17 protein-coding genes and 1 pseudogene are annotated in these 18,440 nt (G+C 72.0%); 5 read left to right on the forward strand and 13 right to left on the reverse strand.

All coding sequences use genetic code 11. The features are described from left to right. The 6 genes and pseudogenes from C6N31_RS45940 to C6N31_RS23455 all read right to left on the reverse strand — a co-directional run. Positions 1-136, reverse strand: a pseudogene (locus tag C6N31_RS45940) (ABC transporter permease); the annotation flags it as partial. Between the two features lie 81 nt (positions 137-217). Further along, the gene (locus tag C6N31_RS23435) at positions 218-1,099 is read right to left on the reverse strand and encodes a glycosyltransferase family 2 protein (protein ID WP_198358131.1); all 882 of its coding nucleotides are present in this window, start codon (positions 1,097-1,099) and stop codon (positions 218-220) included. Positions 1,100-1,107: 8 nt separating this feature from the next. Then, entirely contained in the window at positions 1,108-1,887 is a 780-nt protein-coding gene (locus C6N31_RS23440) for a CDP-alcohol phosphatidyltransferase family protein (protein WP_138355762.1), read from the reverse strand. After that, entirely contained in the window at positions 1,865-2,926 is a 1,062-nt protein-coding gene (locus C6N31_RS23445; protein ID WP_138355761.1) for an iron-containing alcohol dehydrogenase family protein, read from the reverse strand. Before C6N31_RS23445 ends, C6N31_RS23440 begins: the two co-directional genes overlap by 23 nt. Further along, the gene (locus tag C6N31_RS23450) at positions 2,914-3,663 is read right to left on the reverse strand and encodes a phosphocholine cytidylyltransferase family protein (protein ID WP_198358100.1); all 750 of its coding nucleotides are present in this window, start codon (positions 3,661-3,663) and stop codon (positions 2,914-2,916) included. Before C6N31_RS23450 ends, C6N31_RS23445 begins: the two co-directional genes overlap by 13 nt. Further along, on the reverse strand, positions 3,660-5,471 hold the full coding sequence (locus C6N31_RS23455) for a DUF5941 domain-containing protein (protein WP_138355759.1): 1,812 nt from the start codon (positions 5,469-5,471) through the stop codon (positions 3,660-3,662). The genes C6N31_RS23450 and C6N31_RS23455 overlap by 4 nt, the downstream gene beginning before the upstream one ends. Positions 5,472-5,938: 467 nt before the next feature. On the opposite strand from C6N31_RS23455, the gene idi reads away from it, so the two are divergent. Beyond that, positions 5,939-6,547 (forward strand): isopentenyl-diphosphate Delta-isomerase, encoded by a 609-nt coding sequence (idi, locus tag C6N31_RS23460; RefSeq protein WP_138355758.1) that lies wholly within the window; start codon positions 5,939-5,941, stop codon positions 6,545-6,547. 94 nt (positions 6,548-6,641) lie between these two features. Here the strand turns inward: idi and C6N31_RS23465 are convergent, their stop codons facing one another. Together C6N31_RS23465 and C6N31_RS23470 are read right to left on the reverse strand one after the other, a co-directional pair. After that, positions 6,642-7,184, reverse strand: coding sequence for an ATP-binding protein (locus C6N31_RS23465; protein WP_138355772.1), 543 nt, complete (start codon positions 7,182-7,184; stop codon positions 6,642-6,644). 181 nt (positions 7,185-7,365) lie between these two features. Further along, complete coding sequence (locus tag C6N31_RS23470; protein WP_244809511.1) at positions 7,366-8,091, reverse strand: HdeD family acid-resistance protein; 726 nt, start codon at positions 8,089-8,091, stop codon at positions 7,366-7,368. Between the two features lie 152 nt (positions 8,092-8,243). On the opposite strand from C6N31_RS23470, the gene C6N31_RS23475 reads away from it, so the two are divergent. Next, positions 8,244-9,038, forward strand: coding sequence for an enoyl-CoA hydratase/isomerase family protein (locus tag C6N31_RS23475; protein ID WP_164295578.1), 795 nt, complete (start codon positions 8,244-8,246; stop codon positions 9,036-9,038). Between the two features lie 54 nt (positions 9,039-9,092). On the opposite strand, the gene C6N31_RS23480 is transcribed toward C6N31_RS23475, so the two are convergent. Further along, positions 9,093-9,779 (reverse strand): pyridoxamine 5'-phosphate oxidase family protein, encoded by a 687-nt coding sequence (locus C6N31_RS23480; RefSeq protein ID WP_164295579.1) that lies wholly within the window; start codon positions 9,777-9,779, stop codon positions 9,093-9,095. A 177-nt stretch (positions 9,780-9,956) separates the two neighbouring features. On the opposite strand from C6N31_RS23480, the gene C6N31_RS23485 reads away from it, so the two are divergent. Both C6N31_RS23485 and C6N31_RS23490 read left to right on the forward strand, forming a co-directional pair. Continuing rightward, complete coding sequence (locus C6N31_RS23485; protein ID WP_138355755.1) at positions 9,957-10,826, forward strand: SCO6745 family protein; 870 nt, start codon at positions 9,957-9,959, stop codon at positions 10,824-10,826. A gap of 86 nt (positions 10,827-10,912) precedes the next feature. After that, positions 10,913-12,031 (forward strand): winged helix DNA-binding domain-containing protein, encoded by a 1,119-nt coding sequence (locus tag C6N31_RS23490; protein WP_198358101.1) that lies wholly within the window; start codon positions 10,913-10,915, stop codon positions 12,029-12,031. 67 nt (positions 12,032-12,098) lie between these two features. On the opposite strand, the gene C6N31_RS23495 is transcribed toward C6N31_RS23490, so the two are convergent. Together C6N31_RS23495 and C6N31_RS23500 are read right to left on the reverse strand one after the other, a co-directional pair. Then, positions 12,099-12,992: a DMT family transporter gene (locus C6N31_RS23495; protein WP_138355753.1), complete on the reverse strand. Its 894-nt coding sequence runs from the start codon at positions 12,990-12,992 to the stop codon at positions 12,099-12,101. Between the two features lie 112 nt (positions 12,993-13,104). Then, the gene (locus C6N31_RS23500) at positions 13,105-13,923 is read right to left on the reverse strand and encodes a TrmB family transcriptional regulator (protein WP_138355752.1); all 819 of its coding nucleotides are present in this window, start codon (positions 13,921-13,923) and stop codon (positions 13,105-13,107) included. Between the two features lie 376 nt (positions 13,924-14,299). Between C6N31_RS23500 and C6N31_RS23505 the strand changes: the two genes are divergently transcribed. After that, the gene (locus C6N31_RS23505) at positions 14,300-16,222 is read left to right on the forward strand and encodes a putative Ig domain-containing protein (protein ID WP_232485555.1); all 1,923 of its coding nucleotides are present in this window, start codon (positions 14,300-14,302) and stop codon (positions 16,220-16,222) included. Positions 16,223-16,310: 88 nt separating this feature from the next. Here the strand turns inward: C6N31_RS23505 and C6N31_RS23510 are convergent, their stop codons facing one another. After that, positions 16,311-16,694, reverse strand: coding sequence for a hypothetical protein (locus C6N31_RS23510; protein WP_138355750.1), 384 nt, complete (start codon positions 16,692-16,694; stop codon positions 16,311-16,313). A gap of 103 nt (positions 16,695-16,797) precedes the next feature. Next, positions 16,798-18,435 (reverse strand): ABC-F family ATP-binding cassette domain-containing protein, encoded by a 1,638-nt coding sequence (locus C6N31_RS23515; RefSeq protein WP_138355749.1) that lies wholly within the window; start codon positions 18,433-18,435, stop codon positions 16,798-16,800. Positions 18,436-18,440: the final 5 nt, after the last annotated feature.

Raw genomic sequence — 18,440 nt, forward strand, 5'->3', positions numbered from 1 at the left:
CGCCGAGGCCCGGCCGGGCACCGCTGACCGACAGCCCGTACTTCGCCGCCAGCTCGGAAGCCGACAGCCCGTCGTCGGCCGGGGAGTCCGATGGGACACTCACGGCGACGGCGCCGTCGTGCGCTGTTCCGCTCACAGTAGACACTTTCGTCCTCAAGGTGCGCGTCCGGGGTAGGGGGGTCCCGGACTGCGACCGATGCTCTCAGGTTCGAGCTTGTCAGATGATCGGGGGTCGGCCCAGTCGGGTCAGCCGCCATACCGTGCGCCACTTCATGGGGCGCCGGGGGCCGCAGGGCGTCGCCCAGCCCTCCCGGAAGCCACCGATCCACGCCCGCAGTGCGGGACCGGAAGGACGTCTGGCCAGTGTCAGCAGGATCCAGGTGCCGAGATAGGCGGGCACCAGGGGCCAGGGCAGGTTCCGGCGTGCCAGCCACACCCGGTTGCGGGCCACCATCCGGTGGTAGACCGCGTGCCGGCTGGGCTCGGTGAGCGGGTGGTGCAGGACCATGTCCGACCGGTAGTCGATCATCCAGCCGGCGTCCAGCGCCCGCCAGGCCAGGTCCGTCTCCTCGTGCGCGTAGAAGAACTCGTCCGGCAGCCCGCCGACCTGCGCCAGCACCTTCGTACGGACCGCGCTGGCGCCGCCCAGGAAGGTGGTCACCCGCGAGGAGTGCATCGGGTCGGACGCCCGCAGGCGCGGCACGTGGCGGCGCTGGGTGGTGCCGGTCTCCGGGTCCGCGATCCGGAAGCTGACGATGCCCAGCTCCGGGTCGGCCGCGAAGGCGTCGCGGAGCAGCTCCCCGGTGTCGGTGCCGGGCAGCAGCCCGTCGTCGTCCAGGAACAGCACCACGTCGACATCGGAGCCGTTCGGGCCGAAGAGCTCGACGCCGACGTTGCGGCCGCCGGGAATGCCCAGGTTCTCGGGCAGCTCGACGGTGCGCAGCCGCGGCGCGGACCCTTCCAGCTCGGGGAGCGGGGAGCCGTTGCCGACCAGCGCGACCTCGATCGGCGGGCCGTCCTGCTTGGCCACGGAGTCCAGCAGGTCGCGCAACTCCACGGGACGGTTGCCCATGGTGATGATCACCGCGCCGAGCTTCAGCGGCGTACTCACTTCAGCCTGCTCGACGCGAGGATGCTGACCAGGTGCAGGAGGGACTGCAGCAGCGCGATGCCGGCCAGCACGGCGACACCGAGGCGCGAGAAGAACAGGTCGCCCCTGACCTGGTCCAGGATCGCCAGCACCAGGATCAGCAGCGACGCCTCGATGCCGAGGACGAGCCGGTGGAACTTCAGCGCCGCGGCGGCCTTGCGGGCCAGCGCCATACCGGACGAACGCGGCTCGGAGGCCGCCTCCTTGACCGGCGGCAGCCCGTGCTGGTGACGGGCGACGCCGACCAGGTCGGTCTCCGCCTTGATCAGCACGGCACCGAGGGCGGCCAGCGTGCCGAGGAACGCCCACAGCCAGTCGATCCGCCCGGAGCCCCACAGATCGGCGGCACGCAGACCGAAGCCGACCAGCACGGCGGCGTCGCACAGATAGGCGGCGACGCGGTCCAGGTACACCCCGCCCAGCGAGTACTGCTTCTTCCAGCGGGCGAGCTCGCCGTCGACACAGTCGAACAGCAGATACAGCTGGACCATCACCACACCGAGCACGGCACCGGCGATCCCCGGCACCAGCAGAGCCGGGGCGGCGAGGACGGCGGCGACGGTCATCACGTACGTCACCTGGTTGGGGGTGACCCGCGTGTTCACCAGGTGCCGGTCGATGCGCAGCGAGAGCTCACGCATGTAGAGCCGGCCGGCCCAGTGCTCGCCGCTCCGCCGGTCCTTCACCCCTGGGGGGTGAACGACCGGGCGGAGTTCAGCTACTGATGGTTTTGGCATAGTCGGCGTATGCGTCCTTGATCTGGTCTGCGGACAGGTCGAGGTGTTCCAGGATCGTGTAGCGCCCGGGGCGGGTCTGCGGTGCGTACTCGACCGCCTTGACGAACTCCTCGTCGGAGAAGCCGATCTCGCCGGGCGTGACCGGCAGGCCGTGGCGTCGCAGCACCTCGGCGATCAGGCCGGACTCCTCGTGCGCCCCGCGCAGGTACATGGCGAAGGCGGCGCCCAGGCCGACCTGCTCGCCGTGCGCGGCGGCGCGCTTCGGGTACAGCAGGTCGAAGGCGTGGCTGATCTCGTGGCAGGCGCCGGACGACGGGCGGGTGTCCCCGCTGATCGACATGGCGATGCCGGAGAGCACCAGGCCCTCGGCGAGCGTGGTGAGGAACGCGTCGTCACCCACCCCGCCCGGGTGCCGCAGTACGGACTCGCCCGCGGAGCGGGCCATGGCGGCGGCGAGACCGTCTATCGGCTCACCGGTCTCACGGTGCGACAGTTCCCAGTCCGCGATGGCGGAGAGGTTGGAGATCGCGTCGCCGATCCCGGAGCGCACATAGCGCACCGGGGCCTCGCGGATCACGTCCAGGTCGATGACCAGCGCTATCGGGGTGGGCACCCCGTAGGAGCCGCGCCCGTTGTCGTTGTCCAGCGTGGAGACCGGCGAACAGATGCCGTCGTGCGAGAGGTTCGTCGCGACGGCGACCATCGGCAGCCCGACCCGGGCGGCCGCGTACTTCGCGACGTCGATGATCTTGCCGCCGCCCAGGCCGACGACCGCGTCGTACCGCTTGCCGCGCATGGCGTCGGCGAGCTTGACGGCGGCGTCGATGGTGCCGCCGTCGACCGGGTACCAGTCGGCGCCGGGCAGCTCGGGAGCCAGCCGGTCGCGCAGCTTGAGGCCGGAGCCGCCGCTGACCGCGACGGCGAGCTTGCCCGAGCTGGAGATCCGCTGGTCGGCCAGGAGGCCGGCCAGATCGGCGAGAGCGCCGCCGTTGATGTCGACGACGACCGGCGAGGGGATCAGCCGGGTCAGTACTGGCACGCGATCCCCCGTGCCTTCTTCAGGTCGTCGTGGTTGTCGATCTCGACCCAGGCCACGTCGCCGATCGGCGCGGTGTCGATGGTGAAGCCGCGGTTGACGAGCTCCTGGTAGCCGTCCTCGTAGTAGAGGTCGGGGTCCTTCTCGAAGGTCGTCTTCAGCGCGTCGGCCAGGTCGGCTGCGGCCGACGACTCGATCAGCGTCACGCCGATGTACTCGCCGGTCGCGGTGGCCGGGTCCATCAGCTTGGTGATGCGCTGCACACCCTTGGCCGGGTCGGTGATGACCTTCATCTCCTCGTCGGCGAGCTTCTTCACCGTGTCGAGGGCGAGGATGATCCGCCGGTCCTGGCCGCGGGCGGCCAGCAGGGTCTTCTCCACGGAGACCGGGTGCACGGTGTCGCCGTTGGCGAGGATCACACCCTCCGTGAGAATGTCCCGGGCGCACCACAGCGAGTAGGCGTTGTTCCAGGTCTCCGCCTTGTCGTTGTCGACGAGGTACAGCTTGACGCCGTACTTCTTCTCCAGGGCGGCCTTGCGCTCGACGACGGCTTCGCCGCGGTAGCCGATCACGATCGCCGCGTCGGTGAGGCCGACCTCGGCGAAGTTGCCCAGGGTCAGGTCCAGGACGGTGGTGGTGCCCGCCCCCTCGGGGTCGACCGGCACCAGAGCCTTGGGCAGGGTGTCGGTGTAGGGACGCAGACGCCGTCCGGCGCCGGCTGCCAGCACGAGGCCGATCATGCGGGTTCTCCTGATTCGTCGTGTACAGCGGGTGCGGCTGACGACACCCAGAAACGGATGCTCTCGGTGAGCACCACGAGTGTCAGCGCCCCGGCGATGACCGTCAGCGTGACGGTAAAACCTGTGTGGTGCGCGAGGGCGGCCGCCGCGGTGACCGCCAGCGCCCTGCCCTCGTGTCCGCCGGTCGCGCGTACCAGGGCCCTCGGTGGCGCCCCGGTGCCGCCGCGGATGCGGTACACCGTGTCGTAGTGATGGTAGGCGACGGCGGCCACCAGGCCGAAAGCGGCGGGCAATGCCCCGTTCACGTCCGAGACGGCCGCCAGCGCGAGGATCGTGGTGTATTCGCCCGCCCGGAAGAACGGCGGGACCAGCCAGTCGAGCGCACCCTTCAGCGGCCGCGCGACGGCCAGACCCGAGGTCAGGACGTATACGACGGCGGCCAGCACCGGCCACCAGCTGCCCCATGGGGCCAGCGCCGCGGTCGCCACCAGCGCGGCGGCGCCGAGCAGGGCGATGGCGGGGGCGGTGAAGGACGGCAGCCGGCGGGCGAGCGGCCCGGTGGCGCGGGCGACGGCTTCGGCGAGCGGACCGCTGTCGGCCAGCTCGGCGAGCGCCTGGGCGGCCCGGTCGGTGCGGACCGCCTTGCGGGTGAGCGAGCGCAGCACCCGGCCGGCGGTGGTGTAGCAGGCGGCGAGCGCGCAGCCGATGATCAGCACGGTCAGGGTGATGCGGGGCGTGGTGACGGCGGTGAGCACCGCGATCATCGCCCAGCGCTCACCGATCGGCAGCACGATCATCCGGCGCACCCAGACCGTCCAGCCGACGCTGTCGAGCTTGTCGGACAGGGCGGCGGTCGGACTCGTGTTGGCCGTCGCGTCGTGGTTGGCCTCGGTGAACGAGAAGTCGACGACGTGCCGGCAGGTCTGCAGCACCATCGCGCCGAGCGCCAGCGCCCACACGTCGTCACCGCCTCGGGCCGCGCCGAGCGCGAGGCCGGCGTAGTACGCGTACTCCTTGGCCCGGTCGAAGGTGGCGTCGAGCCAGGCGCCGAGCGTCGAGTACTGCAGCGAGTAGCGGGCCAGCTGCCCGTCGGTGCAGTCCAGGACGAACGAGGCGATCAGCAGGACACCGGCGGCGACGAAGCCCGGCCGGGTGCCGGTGGCCGCGCAGCCGGCCGCGATGAGCGCGACGAGCAGGGACGCTGTGGTGACCTGGTTGGGGGTCAGCCCGCGGCGGGCACACCAGCGCGCGAGGTAGCGGGAGTACGGGCTGATGCAGTAAGTGGTGAAGAAGCCGTCGCGCGCCTTGACGGCGTTGCGCAGCCGGACCTTCTCCCCGTCGACCGCGGCGACGGCCGCTGCGGCTTCGGCCCGGTCGGCGTCCGAGGCGGGTACGGCGGCGACCAGGACACCGAGCTCAGGGCGGTGCGGAGCCACCCCCTCGGCCTCGATGGCGGTGGCGAGGGTATCCGGCAGCAGACCCTCGGCCGGCCCGGCGGCGAGCGCCCTGACCAGCGCGGGACGCGCCGCGGCCTGGACGGCCAGCGCGCCGGGAACGGCGGAGGCGTCGAAGCGGGGGTCCGTGAGTGCCAGCCGCAGCGCGTGCGTGTGGCCGACGAAGCGCCGGTCGACGATCGCCACCCGGTCGGTGGCGGGCACCGCGGCGATACGTGCCGCGAGACCGCCGGCCGCCGCTTCGGACTCGCTTCCGGACTCCGGCGCTTCGATCACGTCGAATCCGAGCGACCTCAGGTCGCCCTCGAGCGGCGACGCCGGAGCCGGCGGGCCGGTGAGGATGGCGGTCGGCAGAGGAACTCACTCCCTGGACATGTGGGGATGCCGGCGAGGACGGCGGTGGGCGGGCCGGTGTGGACGGCGGTCGGCAGAGGCTATCGGATCCGCGGAAGCGGCCGTTCACCACCCGTTTGCTTCCTCGTGCGCTTCGCCGGGGCCCTCCCCGCCGTGCGAATGACGTGATCATCATGGTCGATCCGGGCGCCAGCAACAAACAGCGGCCGTGCGGTGGCCGTACCCGGCCGTCCGGGTGACACCGACGCGGCTCTCGCGCCCTTCATCGCCGCAGCTCATCGCGGACGACGGGGGTCACCGGTAGCGGCCCCGCCACTGTGCGTCATGCCGTCGCACCGGCATCCGGAACGTGAGGCACACGTGTGCCAGCGACCCCGTCCGGGTGACAGGGAGCATGCGGTGCAACCACTTCGGTGAGCGGCGCGTGAGGCAGACTGAGGACTTGTCGTCGAATGCGAAGGATGGACATGCCAACCAGTCCCGCCACCGGCCGGCCCGGCACCCCCGCGACGGATCCCTCCAGCAACGGGGTCGCGGAACCGATCATGCTGGAGCTGGTCGACGAGGCCGGTGTGACGATCGGCACCGCCGAGAAGCTGTCCGCTCATCTGGCCCCCGGCCGGCTGCACCGCGCCTTCTCCGTCTTCCTCTTCGACGACGAGGGCCGGCTGCTGCTCCAGCGCCGGGCGATGGGCAAGTACCACTCCCCCGGCGTCTGGTCGAACACCTGCTGCGGGCACCCGTACCCGGCCGAGCCGCCGTTCGTGGCCGCCGCCCGCCGCACCGCCGAGGAGCTGGGAACGGCTCCCGCGCTGCTGCGGGAGGCCGGCACCGTCCGCTACAACCACCCGGACCCGGCGTCCGGGCTGGTCGAGCAGGAGTTCAACCACCTGTTCGTCGGCCTCGTACGGGCGCAGCTGCGGCCCGACCCCGAGGAGATCGGCGAGACCGCGTTCGTGACGCCGCCGGAGCTGGAGGAGATCCGCGAGCGCGGGCCGTTCTCCGCCTGGTTCGGAACGGTGTGGGACGCGTCGCTGCCCGCGATCCGCGAGCTGACCGGCGACGCCGGCTGGTAGGAACGCGCTGATCCGCCGGGGCGGCTCCGCGGAGCGGGCCCGGCGGACCGGCTCCGCGGCCTCAGGGGTTCAGCCTCAGGGGTTCGGGCACGTCTCAGGAGTTCGGGAACGGCAGTGGCAGCAGCGCCCAGATCACCTTGCCGCCGGAGTCGGTGTGCGTCACGTCGCACATGCCGCCGGCTTCCGCCGTGATGGCCTTGACCAGCAGCAGGCCGCGGCCGCCGGTGTCGCCGTACTCCGCCTCCAGCGCCTTGGGACGGTAGGGGTGGTTGTCCTCGACGCCGACCCGGATCCAGTCCGGGCCCACCGCGACCTCGATGGTGATCTGCGGCGACAGCAGCGCCGCGTGCCGGACCGCGTTCGTCACCAGCTCCGACACGATCAGCAGGATGCCGGCCATCAGATCGTCGCCGACGGGCACCTTCCGGTCGGTGATGAGATCCCGGACACCGTGCCGGACCTGGGGTACCGAGGAGTCCACCGCCGGTGCGGTGAAACGCCACGCCCCGGCGTACGGCGGCGGCGGAGCGAACGGACCGCCTGGCCCGCCCGAAGCGCCAGGACCACCCGGATCATCCGGATCGACCGGCACCTCGGCCGTCGCCGGATCGGGCGGGACGCTCCCGCGGACCTCCATGACGGCATCCACCATCGCCTTCGTGTGACGTGTCCCCGCAGTTCTTGCCGCTGCCCGCTGTCGGGCCGACGGCGAGATCCGCCTCACGGATCGAGTCTCCGGAGTGGGGGGCAGTTCACTGGGCGGGTGCCCGTAAGTCCGCACCTTTCGGCGCTTCATGTCCATCAGCGAAAGACTTTTGTCACTCGGGCGACCGATTCCGATCGCCTTGTTCCTGCTTCGTGGAATGTTCCACCATCGGGTCATTCGGCGGTCCCGCCGACGCCGCGGATTCCGGGCCCGCCCCCGCAACGGCCTCCCGCCGGGCTTCCGCCTGGGCGTCCGCCTCGGTGCGGGCGTCCGTGACCATGCCGACGACCCGCCGGCCGCCGATACCGCCGGCCATCAGTCCGAGGCCGTCCAAGAGCAGCATGAGGGAGAAGAAGAAGCCGAGGACGTAGCGGCTGCTCTCCGGCCAGTTGGCCAGCACCAGGACGCCCAGCAGGATGCCGACCGCGCCCTGCACCACGGTCGAGAGCGTCTGCGGTCCGCGCACCACCAGGCCGCCGAACAGCCGGAACACCCCGCCGGTCAGGAAGAGCAGCGCGGCGAACATCGTCAGTGCCGCGGCGGTGCCGTCCGGCCTGCGGATGACGACGACCCCCGCCGCCAGGTTCAGCGCCGCGACGACCAGCGCGAGCCAGAAGAAGTTCGTGTCGCGTGACTGGACGGCGTGCAGCAGGCCGACGAAGCCCCCGATCAGCAGCAGCCAGCCGAAGAGCAGCACCGAGGTGAGGGTGGCGAAGGCCGTGTAGGCGAGACCGAACAGCCCGCACAGCACCAGGACGGCGCCGAGTGCGGCAAGCCATCCGAAACTGCGGCTGATCCGGGCCTCCGGTCGCGGGTCCCGCTTCCTGAGTGCGGCCACGTCCGCCTCCTCGCCTCGGTCGAATGAATGTCCCGTATAGCCTTTTTACTCCTATTTGTTCGCGGATAGGATCCGATGATCGGCCACCTGCGCACCACACCCACGCCGAACGGAACATCACGCCGCACGGAACATACGGAAGGGGAGCCCGGATGCCCGAGCCCGGCCCGAAGCCCGGCCCACAGCCCGGACTGCTGCTGGACATCGCGGACGGCACCGCAACGGTGACGATCAGCAATCCGGCGAAGCGGAACGCCATGACCACGGAGATGTGGGAGGCGCTCCCCGGTCTGCTGGACGGGCTCGCCTCCGATCCCGCCGTGCGGGTCCTGGTGCTCACCGGCGCTGACGGCACCTTCTGTGCGGGCGCGGACATCTCAGGGCTGCGGGAGGCGGGCAGCGGCTCCGCCAGGACACAGGACGCGGCGGTCCGGGCCGAGGAGGCGCTGGCCGCCTTCCCCAAGCCGACGGTCGCGGCCGTGCGCGGCTTCTGCGTGGGCGGCGGCTGCCAGCTCGCCGCCGCCTGCGATCTGCGGTTCGCTGCCGAGGGAGCGCGCTTCGGCGTCACCCCGGCCCGGCTCGGCATCGTCTACGCCGCCTCGTCCACCCGGCGACTGGTCGGCCTGGTCGGGCCCGCGACCGCCAAGTACCTGCTGTTCTCGGCCGAGTTGATCGACCATGAGCGGGCGCTGCGGACCGGGCTCGTCGACGAGGTGCTCCCTGACGGGCAACTCGACAAGCGGGTCGCGGAGTTCACCGCGGTCCTGGCCTCGCGCTCGCAGCTCACCCAGGCCGCGGCGAAGGAGTTCGCGGCGCCCGGCCTGGACCCGGCGCGGATCGAGCACTGGGAGCGGCAGGCGCGCGCGAGCGGGGACACGGCCGAGGGCGTGGCCGCGTTCCTTGAGGGGCGGCCCGCCCGCTTCGACTGGTCGCCGACGGCGGGCTGAACCGGCCCGGATATCCGTTTCTGGGATCAGTCCCGCGGAGACCACCCCGGATGGTCAGCCCGCCTGCGTGCCCGCCCGTTCCGCCACGTGCGGCGGGAGCGGGATGCCGGCCCGCAGGGCCGGGTCCGGCTCGGGCTCGCCCCAGGTGTGGAGCAGCGGCAGCACCCCGGCCCATACGGGCAGTTCGCCGTCGGGGCCGTCGGCGTCGTCGGTGTGACCGGTGCTGGTCTTCACCGAGGCCTCGTCGATCCCCAGCGCGAGCAGCGTGGTGGCGGCGAGCTCCTTGCGGGACGGGCCGCGCGCGTGGTCCCACCGGCCGGGCGCGGACTGCTCGGCCAGGACGCGCAGCCCGTGCAGCTTCTCGTCGGGATCGGTGACGGCACGCGGCACGCCGAGCACCATCGCGCTGCGGTAGTTGACGCTGTGCTCGAAGACGGACCGGGCCAGCACCAGACCGTCGATGTGGGTGACGGTGACGCAGACGGACGCCCCGGGCGACTGCACCAGGCTGCGGCTGGCGGCCGAGCCGTGCAGATAGAGCGTGTCGGCGGCGGCGTCGAACCCGTAGACCGTGGGGACCGCCAGCGGCGAGCCGTCCACCACCACGGCGAGATGGCAGATGAAGCCGGCGCCCAGTACCGCGTCCAGGTCGTCGCGGGACACGCTGCCCTGCTCCCGCAGCCGCCGATGACGGGTCCGGTCCGTGACCGGGAGCATGCGTGCGGGTATGTCGGTGGACATCAGGGCCTCCGTAGGACGTACAGCTGACACGTCAATACTATCGATCTCGACACTTTGCTTCCGTTCCTTCCACCGATTCATGATTCTGGAACCTCTCGTGCAACGTTTTTCGTCGCGGTGGCCGGAACGTATGCATGCCTATCGGCAGCATGCTGACCAGTCGGTAACCTGGGGGCCATGACTACTACCGCTTCGGACCCCCGCGCGTCGCGCCGCTGTCAGAACACTCTCAACCCGCTGCACTCCAGTACGTACTTCTCGCCCGAGTTCACCGCCGAACTCTCCCGGCTCGGCCTCGAACCCGGCAGCATGACGTACTTCGCGGGCCGTGCGGCGCCGCTGGGGGCCGTCGGAGCCGGTACCGTCACCGCGACCTTCTACAACTTCAACCACGACCTGGTGGCCCGGCACATCCCGCGCGCCTGGACGATCGCCACCCCCGAGGCCGTCATCGACGCCCGGCTGCGCGCCGTCGACACCGCGCTCACCCGGCTGCTCGGCGCGGACACCGTCGCCTCGCCCGAGATGGCGGAGGCCGCCGCTCTGGCGCTGCGCGCCTCCGAGGCCTGCGACCGGGCCGCCCGCCCGCTCTACGCCGCCAACGCCGACCTGCCGGTGCCGACGGCGCCGCACCTCGCGCTCTGGCACGCCGCCACGCTGCTGCGCGAGCACCGGGGCGACGGGCACCTCGCCGCGTTGGTAGCGGCCGAACTCGACGGCCTGGAGGCCATCGTCAGCCACACCGCGACCGGCAAGGGCTTCACCCCCCGCTTCGTCCAGGCCAGCAGGGGCTGGACGGCCGAGCAGTGGGCCGCCGCCCAGGACCGGCTGCGCGAGCGCGGGCTGCTCGACACGGCGGGCGAGCTCACCGACGCGGGCGTCGAGCTGCGGCGGGACATCGAAGCCGCGACGGACCGCGTCGACCGGGCCCCGTACGAGCACCTCGGCGCCACCGGCGTCGCGCGCCTCACCGAACTGGCCGGATCCTTCACCCAGACCGCCCTGGCCTCCGGCGCCTTCCCGCTGGAGCACTTCGGCAAGGGGTGACACGGTCGCTCGCCGACGGTGGGTCAACGGGCCGTTCGTGACCGGATGCACAAGTCCTGGGCGGCAGGTGCGGCAGGATGGGGTCCATGCCGGAACTGACGCCCGCCCAGGTGCGGTCCTGGCGCGTGCATGCGCAGGGGCTGGCCGGCCCGCGCGACGGGGCCGGGGTCGTCGAGGCGGCGCGCCGGGCCGGCGCGCTGCAGGCGCAGGACGCCAAGGCGTGCCGGTTGCAGGTACGCGCCAGGACCTCGGGGCTCACCGCCGGGGACGTCGACGCGGCGTGCGGCGCCGGTGACCGGTCGCTGGTCCGTACGTGGCTGATGCGCGGCACCCTGCACGCCGTCCCGGCGGCGGACGTGCGCTGGATGACGTCGCTACTGGGCCCGCGTGCCACCGCCGCGCAGCGCGGCAGACGACTGCGGCTCGGTCTGGACGAGGAGACCTGCGCCCGCGCGCTTCCCGCGCTGGAGAAGGTGCTGGCCGGGCGCCCGCCGATGCTCCGCGACGACATCGTGCGCGGCCTCGGCGAGTTCGGCCTCACCCTGGATCCGCGCAGCCAGGCGCCGGCCCATCTGATGCTGTACGCGGCGGCGACGGGCCTGGTGTGCCGGGGACCCGAGGCCGACGGTGACAAGTCGACTTATGTCCTGCGCGAGGAGTGGCTCGACGGCGTCGCCGGGCCGGACCTGTCGGGGACCGAGGCCCTGGCCGCGCTCGCCGAGCGGTACGTGTCCGCCTACGGACCCGCGACCGACAAGGACTTCGCCAAGTGGTCGGGGCTGCCGGCCGGCCAGGCACGGCGCGGGTTCCAGGCGGCCGGGGAGTACCTGGCGGAGATCGCGGGACCGGACGGCCCGCTGTGGGTGGGGGCCGGCACGGACGCGCCACGGCCGCCGAACCCGTCCGTCCGGCTGATCGGGCACTTCGACCCGTATCTGCTCGGCTACCACGACCGGGATCTGCTGCTGGACCCGTCCTTCGCCCGTCTCGTCGCGACCGGCGGCGGGTTCCTCACCCCGTGCGTGCTGCTGGACGGCGAGGTGGTCGGCGTCTGGCGGCACGAGCGGGGTAGCGGCGACCGGCTCACCGTCCGCGTCGACCCGTTCCGGCCGCCGCTCGACGCCGTCGTCGTGCGCGGCATCGAGGCCGAGGTCGCCGATCTGGGGCGGTTCCTCGGGGTCGAAGCCGGCTGGGACCGGGCCTGAGAGCCCCTGCGAAACTGCGACGTCGACCAGTTCGGGCGCGTACTCGGCCGCCAGAACGGCTCGACCCTCAGCTCGCGCTCGTCGTGGATTCCTTCTCCGGCTGGCCGTCGGACTGCGCGCACGGCATCGCCGGGTGCCGTCCCAGCAGCACCACCCCCACCGTGATCGCCGCGAGCCCGGCCGCCTCCCAGGCCAGCGCCCCGGGTGTCACCCGCAGCCGGTCCCCGAGGAAGCCGATGCCGCAGGCGATGCCCGCCAGTGGCTGTGCGGCCGTCAGCGCGGGCAGCGACATCCGCAGCGGGGCGGTCTCGAAGGCGCTCTGGACGAGGACGAGTCCGGTGAGCCCGATCGCCGCGACCACGTACGGCTGCCAGTGCACCGCCAGTATCTGGACGCCGTCCTCCCGGGCCAACTCACCGCAGATCCGCGTCAGCGCGTCCTGCAGCCCGTAGAGCAGGCCGGCCGCCAGCGCCAGCAGGGTCGCCTCGGACGAGGCGGGCAGCCGTTTGGCACAGGCCACCAGCAGCAGCGCGAGCCCGACGACGATCCCCAGCACCAGCCAGTGGCGCAACGCTCCCGCCTCCGGGCCGCCGCCGGCCGGCTGCCCGGCGACGATGAACGCCGTCACGCCGAGGGCCAGCAGGGCGACTCCCGCCCAGCCGCTCCGGCCCAGCGGCTGCCCCGACAGCCATCTGGACAGCGCCAGGGCGAACAGCAGATTCGTCGCGAGGAGCGGTTCGACGAGGGACACCTCGCCGCGCGCCAGGGCCAGCGCCCCGAGCACCTGGCCGCCGATCATGAGTGCCATGCCCAGCAGCCACTGGGGCATCCTGATCAGATCGAGGAGGAGTCGGAAGGAGAGGAAGTCCGCGAGCGGGGCACGCTGCGCCGCGCGCTGCTGCAGTACGAAACCCAGTCCGAGGCAGCAGGCGGCACCGACTCCGAGCAGGAACACGGCCACGCGGCCACTTTAACTCCCGTGACGCGCGACCGAACGCGTCCCGGCCACCCCGGCCGGGCGGCGCCGCCCACGCCGGCCGAGCCGCCCCAGCCCGGTCGGAACCCCGCACTGCTCACGACGGCGGATCCATGGGCCGGGTCTCGGCGCTCCCCCATACGGTCAGGAAGGCGAGGCGCAGACAGCCCGCGAGGGCCGGGTGCTCGATGAAGAGCGCGGTGGTGGAGCCGGTTCCGGCCACCGGGTCGGGCATGTCGCACAGCACCAGCGAGGCGTCCGCGATGATCAGCTTCATCGGCAGTTCGGCGGCGAACCGCGCCTCCTCCCCCGCCTCGCCGAACCGGCGGACGTTCTCCAGGACTTCCGCGTCGCCGAGCGCGTCGTGCGTGTAGATCGCCCGGACCGTTCCCCCGGCCTTGCGCAGTCTGCGGACGACCTTGATGCCCTCGGTGTTGGCGGCGGGGGCGACGAAGGGCGGCTTGCAGAAGCTGAGCAGCTCGTGGCCGGCCTGCTCCTGGATGTCCGCGAAACGCTCGGCGATCACCTTCGGGTCGCGCAGCACCTCGATGTAGTCGAGCGGATCGGTGTGCGTGCGCCCGTCGGTCCAGATCGGCAGCAGCGCGGAGGCGAGCCCGGCCGAGACCCGGTCCAGCCGTTCCAGCGACTCCCGCTGAAGGGCCATCAGCCGGGCGATCGCCAGTTCCGGCGCGATCGCGGAGAACGTCGCCACCCGGCCGGGCCGTGCGACGGCGAGCCGTCGGCGCACGAGCGCGTCGAGGACGTCGTAGACCCGCTGCCGGGGAACGTCCGCCTCGCGGGCCACCTCCGCCGCGGTGTACGACTCGCGTCTGACGAGCGCGAGGTAGACGCGTGCCTCGTACCGCGCGAGCCCCAGCGCCACAAGGTCGTTGACCGGACCCTCTTCGAACTCCATGAGCGCTCAAGCTATACGCCCGGGATCACCCACCGAAAGGAAGACTTTGCCATTGCCCGGTAGTCCCTTGGGGCAGGTGTCACTACGTTCAGCGTTGGCCACCACTGAACGGGGTGGCAGTTGTTCCCCCAGCGTTGGCGTCACCCTCGCCGCCGCATTCCTCTCCAATGAACGTGCGCCACGCGAAGCCCTGCGGCGTTCTCTTCATCAGGCAGTGTCATGACCATGACACTGCCGTGGACGGTTGCCCGCCGCCGGGACCGATCCCCCCATGGAGGGCTGTTCATTGCCATCGAGAACCCCCACCCGCGCCGGACGCCTCACCCGTCGCGGCGTCACCGCCGTCCTGTCGGCGGCGGCCCTGGCCTCCGTCGGCATGCTGGCCGTCGCCGGCCCGGCCACCGCGTCGGCCGCCCCCACAACGGCCGCCCCGGCCGCGGCGAGCAGCTCCACCGCCCACACCGAGCGGCTCTGCTCGGAGCCCACCCAGGCCGGCTACATGGCCTGTCACGCACTCGCCCGCACCGACCTGGTCCAGCACCTGACCCTCGCCCCGAACGCGCTCCCGTCCGGCTACGGCCCCACTGACCTGCAGAGCGCATACGCCCTGCCTTCGGCCGGTGCCGGTGCGACCGTCGCGATCATCGACGCCAACGACGACCCCAAGGCCGAGGCGGACCTCGGTTCGTATCGCAGCACGTACGGCCTGCCGGCCTGCACCACCGCCAACGGGTGCTTCAAGAAGGTCGACCAGAACGGCGGCACCAGCTACCCGCCGGCCGACGCCGGCTGGGCGGGCGAGATCTCGCTCGACGTCGACATGGTCAGCGCCGTCTGCCCGCAGTGCCACATCCTGCTCGTCGAGGCGGCCACGGCGTCCATGGAGGACCTGGGCGCCGCGGTGAACCGCGCGGTCACGATGGGCGCCAAGTACGTCTCCAACAGCTACGGCGGCGGCGAGGACTCCACCGACCCCAGCTCGGACGCCTCGTACTTCAACCACCCCGGCGTCGCGATCACCGTCAGCTCCGGTGACAGCGGCTACGGCGTCGAGTACCCGGCGGCCTCGCAGTACGTCACCGCGGTCGGCGGCACCTCGCTGAGCCGCTCCAGCACCCCCCGCGGCTGGACCGAGAAGGTCTGGGGCAGCACCAGCGGCGACGGCGCCGGCTCCGGCTGCTCCGCCTACGACCCCAAGCCCTCCTGGCAGACCGACACCGGCTGTGCCAAGCGCACCGTCGCCGATGTCTCGGCGGTCGCCGACCCGGCCACCGGCCTCGCGGTCTACAACAGTTACCAGGCGAGCGGCTGGAACGTGTACGGCGGCACCAGCGCGTCCGCGCCGATCATCGCCTCCGTCTACGCCCTCGCCGGCACCCCGGCCGCGGGCACCACCCCGGCCTCGTACCCCTACGCCCACGCCTCGTCGCTCAACGACGTGACCACCGGCACCAACGGCTCCTGCGGCAGCAGCTACCTGTGCACCGCCAAGGCCGGCTACGACGGCCCGACCGGTCTCGGCACCCCCAACGGCACGGCCGCCTTCACCAACGGCTCGACCGGCGGCAACACCGTCACCGTGACGAACCCGGGCAGCCAGTCGAGCACCGTCAACACCGCGGTCTCCCTGCAGATCCAGGCCACCGACTCCGGCAGCGGACAGACCCTCACCTACAGCGCCACCGGCCTTCCGCCGGGCGTCACGATCAACCCCTCCACCGGCCTGATCAGCGGTACGCCCACCACCGCCGGGACCTACAACGTGACGGTGACCGCCAAGGACGGCACCAACGCCACCGGCAGCGCGTCCTTCACCTGGGTCGTCAACCCGGTCGGCGGCGGCTGCAGCACCTCGCAGCTCTTCGGCAACCCGGGCTTCGAGACCGGCACCGCCAGTCCCTGGACCGCCACCGCCGGCGTGGTCGACAACAGCGCCAGTGAGGCCGCCCACTCCGGCTCCTGGAAGGCGTGGCTCAACGGCTACGGCTCCACCCACACCGACTCGCTCGCCCAGACGGTGACGGTCCCCAGCGGCTGCCACGCCACCCTGACGTTCTGGGTGCACATCGACACCGCCGAGACGACCACCTCCACCGCCTACGACAACCTGACGGTGAAGGCCGGCACCACCACGCTGGCCACGTACTCCAACCTCAACAAGAACACCGGCTACGCGCAGAAGTCCTTCGACCTCTCCTCCTTCGCCGGGCAGTCGGTGAAGGTCACGTTCACCGGCACCGAGGACTCCAGCCTCCAGACGAGCTTCGTACTCGACGACACCGCCCTCAACATCAGCTGAACCACGGCTGGTTGAGGTAGTCCCGCAAGGAAGTCGAAGGACGTCAGACGGACCCGGGCAGGCCCCCACAGCCTGTCCGGGTCCGTGTCTATGGCTGCCGCACGCCGACCGTCACGGTCCATGCCTGCAGGGCGTGGCAGGAGACCATGCCGGGCGCCGAAGGCGCGGGGCAGACCTTCCGAGCGGCGGTCAGCTTCACGATGCCGCGGGAGGAGCCGCGGAAGGTGTCGGCGGACATCTCGGTCAGGCCGGCACCGGACGTGGTCACCGGGCCCCAGCCGGCACCCGGCAGCGAGACGCGTACCGAGCTGCCCACGTCGAGGCAGATGTGCGTGCCGTCCGACGACTCGCCCACGACGATGGAGTCGCAGCGGAGCCCGTTGTTCTTGTCGTTCGTCAACGGATGATCCGCACCGCAGCCGGCCGCACTCAGCAGCGCCACCACGGCAACTGCCCCTACCCATACGCGCATCCGACGGCCTCCCGGTCTCCCGGTTCCTGAACGGTCACGGGTTGGACGTGGCCCACGGCATTCCGGTTCCGCGCGGCGGACCCCGCGCGGAACCCCGCCCGGATCAGGCTTCGGAGACCCGGCCGTCCGCGACCTCGATGCGCCGCGTGGTGCTCACCGCGTCCAGCATCCGCCGGTCGTGCGTGACCAGCAGCAGCGTGCCGTTGTACGAGGCGAGCGCCGACTCCAGCTGCTCGATCGCGGGCAGGTCCAGGTGGTTGGTCGGCTCGTCGAGGACCAGCAGATTGACGCCGCGGGCCTGCAGCAGGGCCAGCGCGGCACGGGTCCGCTCCCCCGGCGACAGCGTCGCCGCGGGGCGCAGCACGTGCGCGGCCTTGAGGCCGAACTTGGCGAGCAGCGTCCGCACGTCGGCGGGCTCCAGGTCGGGGACCGACAGCGAGAACGCGTCCATCAGCGGTTCGTCGCCGAAGAACAGTCCGCGGGCCTGGTCCACCTCGCCCACGACGACGCCCGGGCCGAGTGCCGCGTTGCCGGCGTCCAGCGGGAGCCGGCCGAGCAGCGCGGCAAGCAGCGTGGACTTGCCGGAGCCGTTGGCGCCGGTGATCGCGACCCGGTCCGCCCAGTCGATCTGCAGGTCCACCGGGCCGAACGTGAAGTCCCCGCGGCGGACCTCGGCTCCGCGCAGCGTCGCCACCACGGCCCCGGACCGGGGCGCCGCGGCGATCTCCATCTTGAGCTCCCACTCCTTGCGGGGCTCTTCGACGACGTCGAGGCGTTCGATCATGCGCTGCGTCTGGCGGGCCTTCGCGGCCTGCTTCTCGGACGCCTCGCTGCGGAACTTGCGGCCGATCTTGTCGTTGTCCGTCGCCTTGCGGCGGGCGTTCTTGACACCCTGGTCCATCCACGAGCGCTGCATCTGTCCGCGCGCTTCGAGGGAGGACTTCTTGTCGGCGAACTCGTCGTACTCCTCGCGGGCGTGCCGGCGGGCGACCTCGCGCTCCTCCAGGTACGCCTCGTAGCCGCCGCCGTAGATGTTCACCTGCTGCTGGGCGAGGTCGAGTTCGACGACCTTGGTGACGGTGCGGCTGAGGAACTCGCGGTCATGGCTGACGACGACGGTGCCGGCGCGGAGCCCCTTGACGAACTTCTCCAGCCGGTCGAGGCCGTCGAGGTCCAGGTCGTTGGTGGGCTCGTCGAGCAGGAACACGTCGTAGCGGCTGAGGAGCAGCGAGGCGAGGCCGGCGCGGGCGGCCTGGCCGCCGGAGAGCGAGGTCATCTGCTGGTCGAGGCCGATGGCCAGCCCCAGCGAGGCGGCGACCTCCTCGGAGCGCTCCTCCAGGTCCGCGCCGCCGAGGTCGAGCCAGCGCTCCAGGCCGGTGGAGTACGCGTCGTCGGCGCCGGGAGCCTCGTCGACGAGGGCCTGGGTGGCGGCGTCGAGCGCGCTCTGCGCGGCGGCGACGCCGGTACGGCGGGCGAGGAAGTCCCGTACGGTCTCCCCGGGACGCCGCTCGGGCTCCTGCGGCAGATGGCCGACGGCGGCGCTGGGCGGGCTCAGCCGCAGCACACCCTGCTCGGGGGTGTCGAGCCCGGCGAGCAGCCGCAGCAGCGTCGACTTGCCGGCGCCGTTGGCACCGACCAGGCCGATCACATCGCCGGGGGCGACGACGAGTTCGAGGCCGGAGAACAGGACTCGGTCCCCGTGTCCTGCGGCAAGATCCTTGGCAACAAGAGTGGCACTCATCAGGG

The organism is Streptomyces fildesensis (genome assembly GCF_016107395.1).
Taxonomy (GTDB): domain Bacteria; phylum Actinomycetota; class Actinomycetes; order Streptomycetales; family Streptomycetaceae; genus Actinacidiphila; species Actinacidiphila fildesensis.

Excerpts from the sequence above, each read along its gene's own strand:
- C6N31_RS23440 (WP_138355762.1), bottom strand. The coding sequence starts at position 1,887 with ATGCCAAAACCATCAGTAGCTGAACTCCGCCCGGTCGTTCACCCCCCA.
- C6N31_RS23450 (WP_198358100.1), bottom strand. The coding sequence starts at position 3,663 with ATGATCGGCCTCGTGCTGGCAGCCGGCGCCGGACGGCGTCTGCGTCCC.
- idi (WP_138355758.1), top strand. The coding sequence starts at position 5,939 with ATGCCAACCAGTCCCGCCACCGGCCGGCCCGGCACCCCCGCGACGGAT.
- C6N31_RS23465 (WP_138355772.1), bottom strand. The coding sequence starts at position 7,184 with ATGGAGGTCCGCGGGAGCGTCCCGCCCGATCCGGCGACGGCCGAGGTG.
- C6N31_RS23475 (WP_164295578.1), top strand. The coding sequence starts at position 8,244 with ATGCCCGAGCCCGGCCCGAAGCCCGGCCCACAGCCCGGACTGCTGCTG.
- C6N31_RS23480 (WP_164295579.1), bottom strand. The coding sequence starts at position 9,779 with ATGTCCACCGACATACCCGCACGCATGCTCCCGGTCACGGACCGGACC.
- C6N31_RS23485 (WP_138355755.1), top strand. The coding sequence starts at position 9,957 with ATGACTACTACCGCTTCGGACCCCCGCGCGTCGCGCCGCTGTCAGAAC.
- C6N31_RS23490 (WP_198358101.1), top strand. The coding sequence starts at position 10,913 with ATGCCGGAACTGACGCCCGCCCAGGTGCGGTCCTGGCGCGTGCATGCG.
- C6N31_RS23500 (WP_138355752.1), bottom strand. The coding sequence starts at position 13,923 with ATGGAGTTCGAAGAGGGTCCGGTCAACGACCTTGTGGCGCTGGGGCTC.
- C6N31_RS23505 (WP_232485555.1), top strand. The coding sequence starts at position 14,300 with ATGCTGGCCGTCGCCGGCCCGGCCACCGCGTCGGCCGCCCCCACAACG.
- C6N31_RS23510 (WP_138355750.1), bottom strand. The coding sequence starts at position 16,694 with ATGCGCGTATGGGTAGGGGCAGTTGCCGTGGTGGCGCTGCTGAGTGCG.
- C6N31_RS23515 (WP_138355749.1), bottom strand. The coding sequence starts at position 18,435 with ATGAGTGCCACTCTTGTTGCCAAGGATCTTGCCGCAGGACACGGGGAC.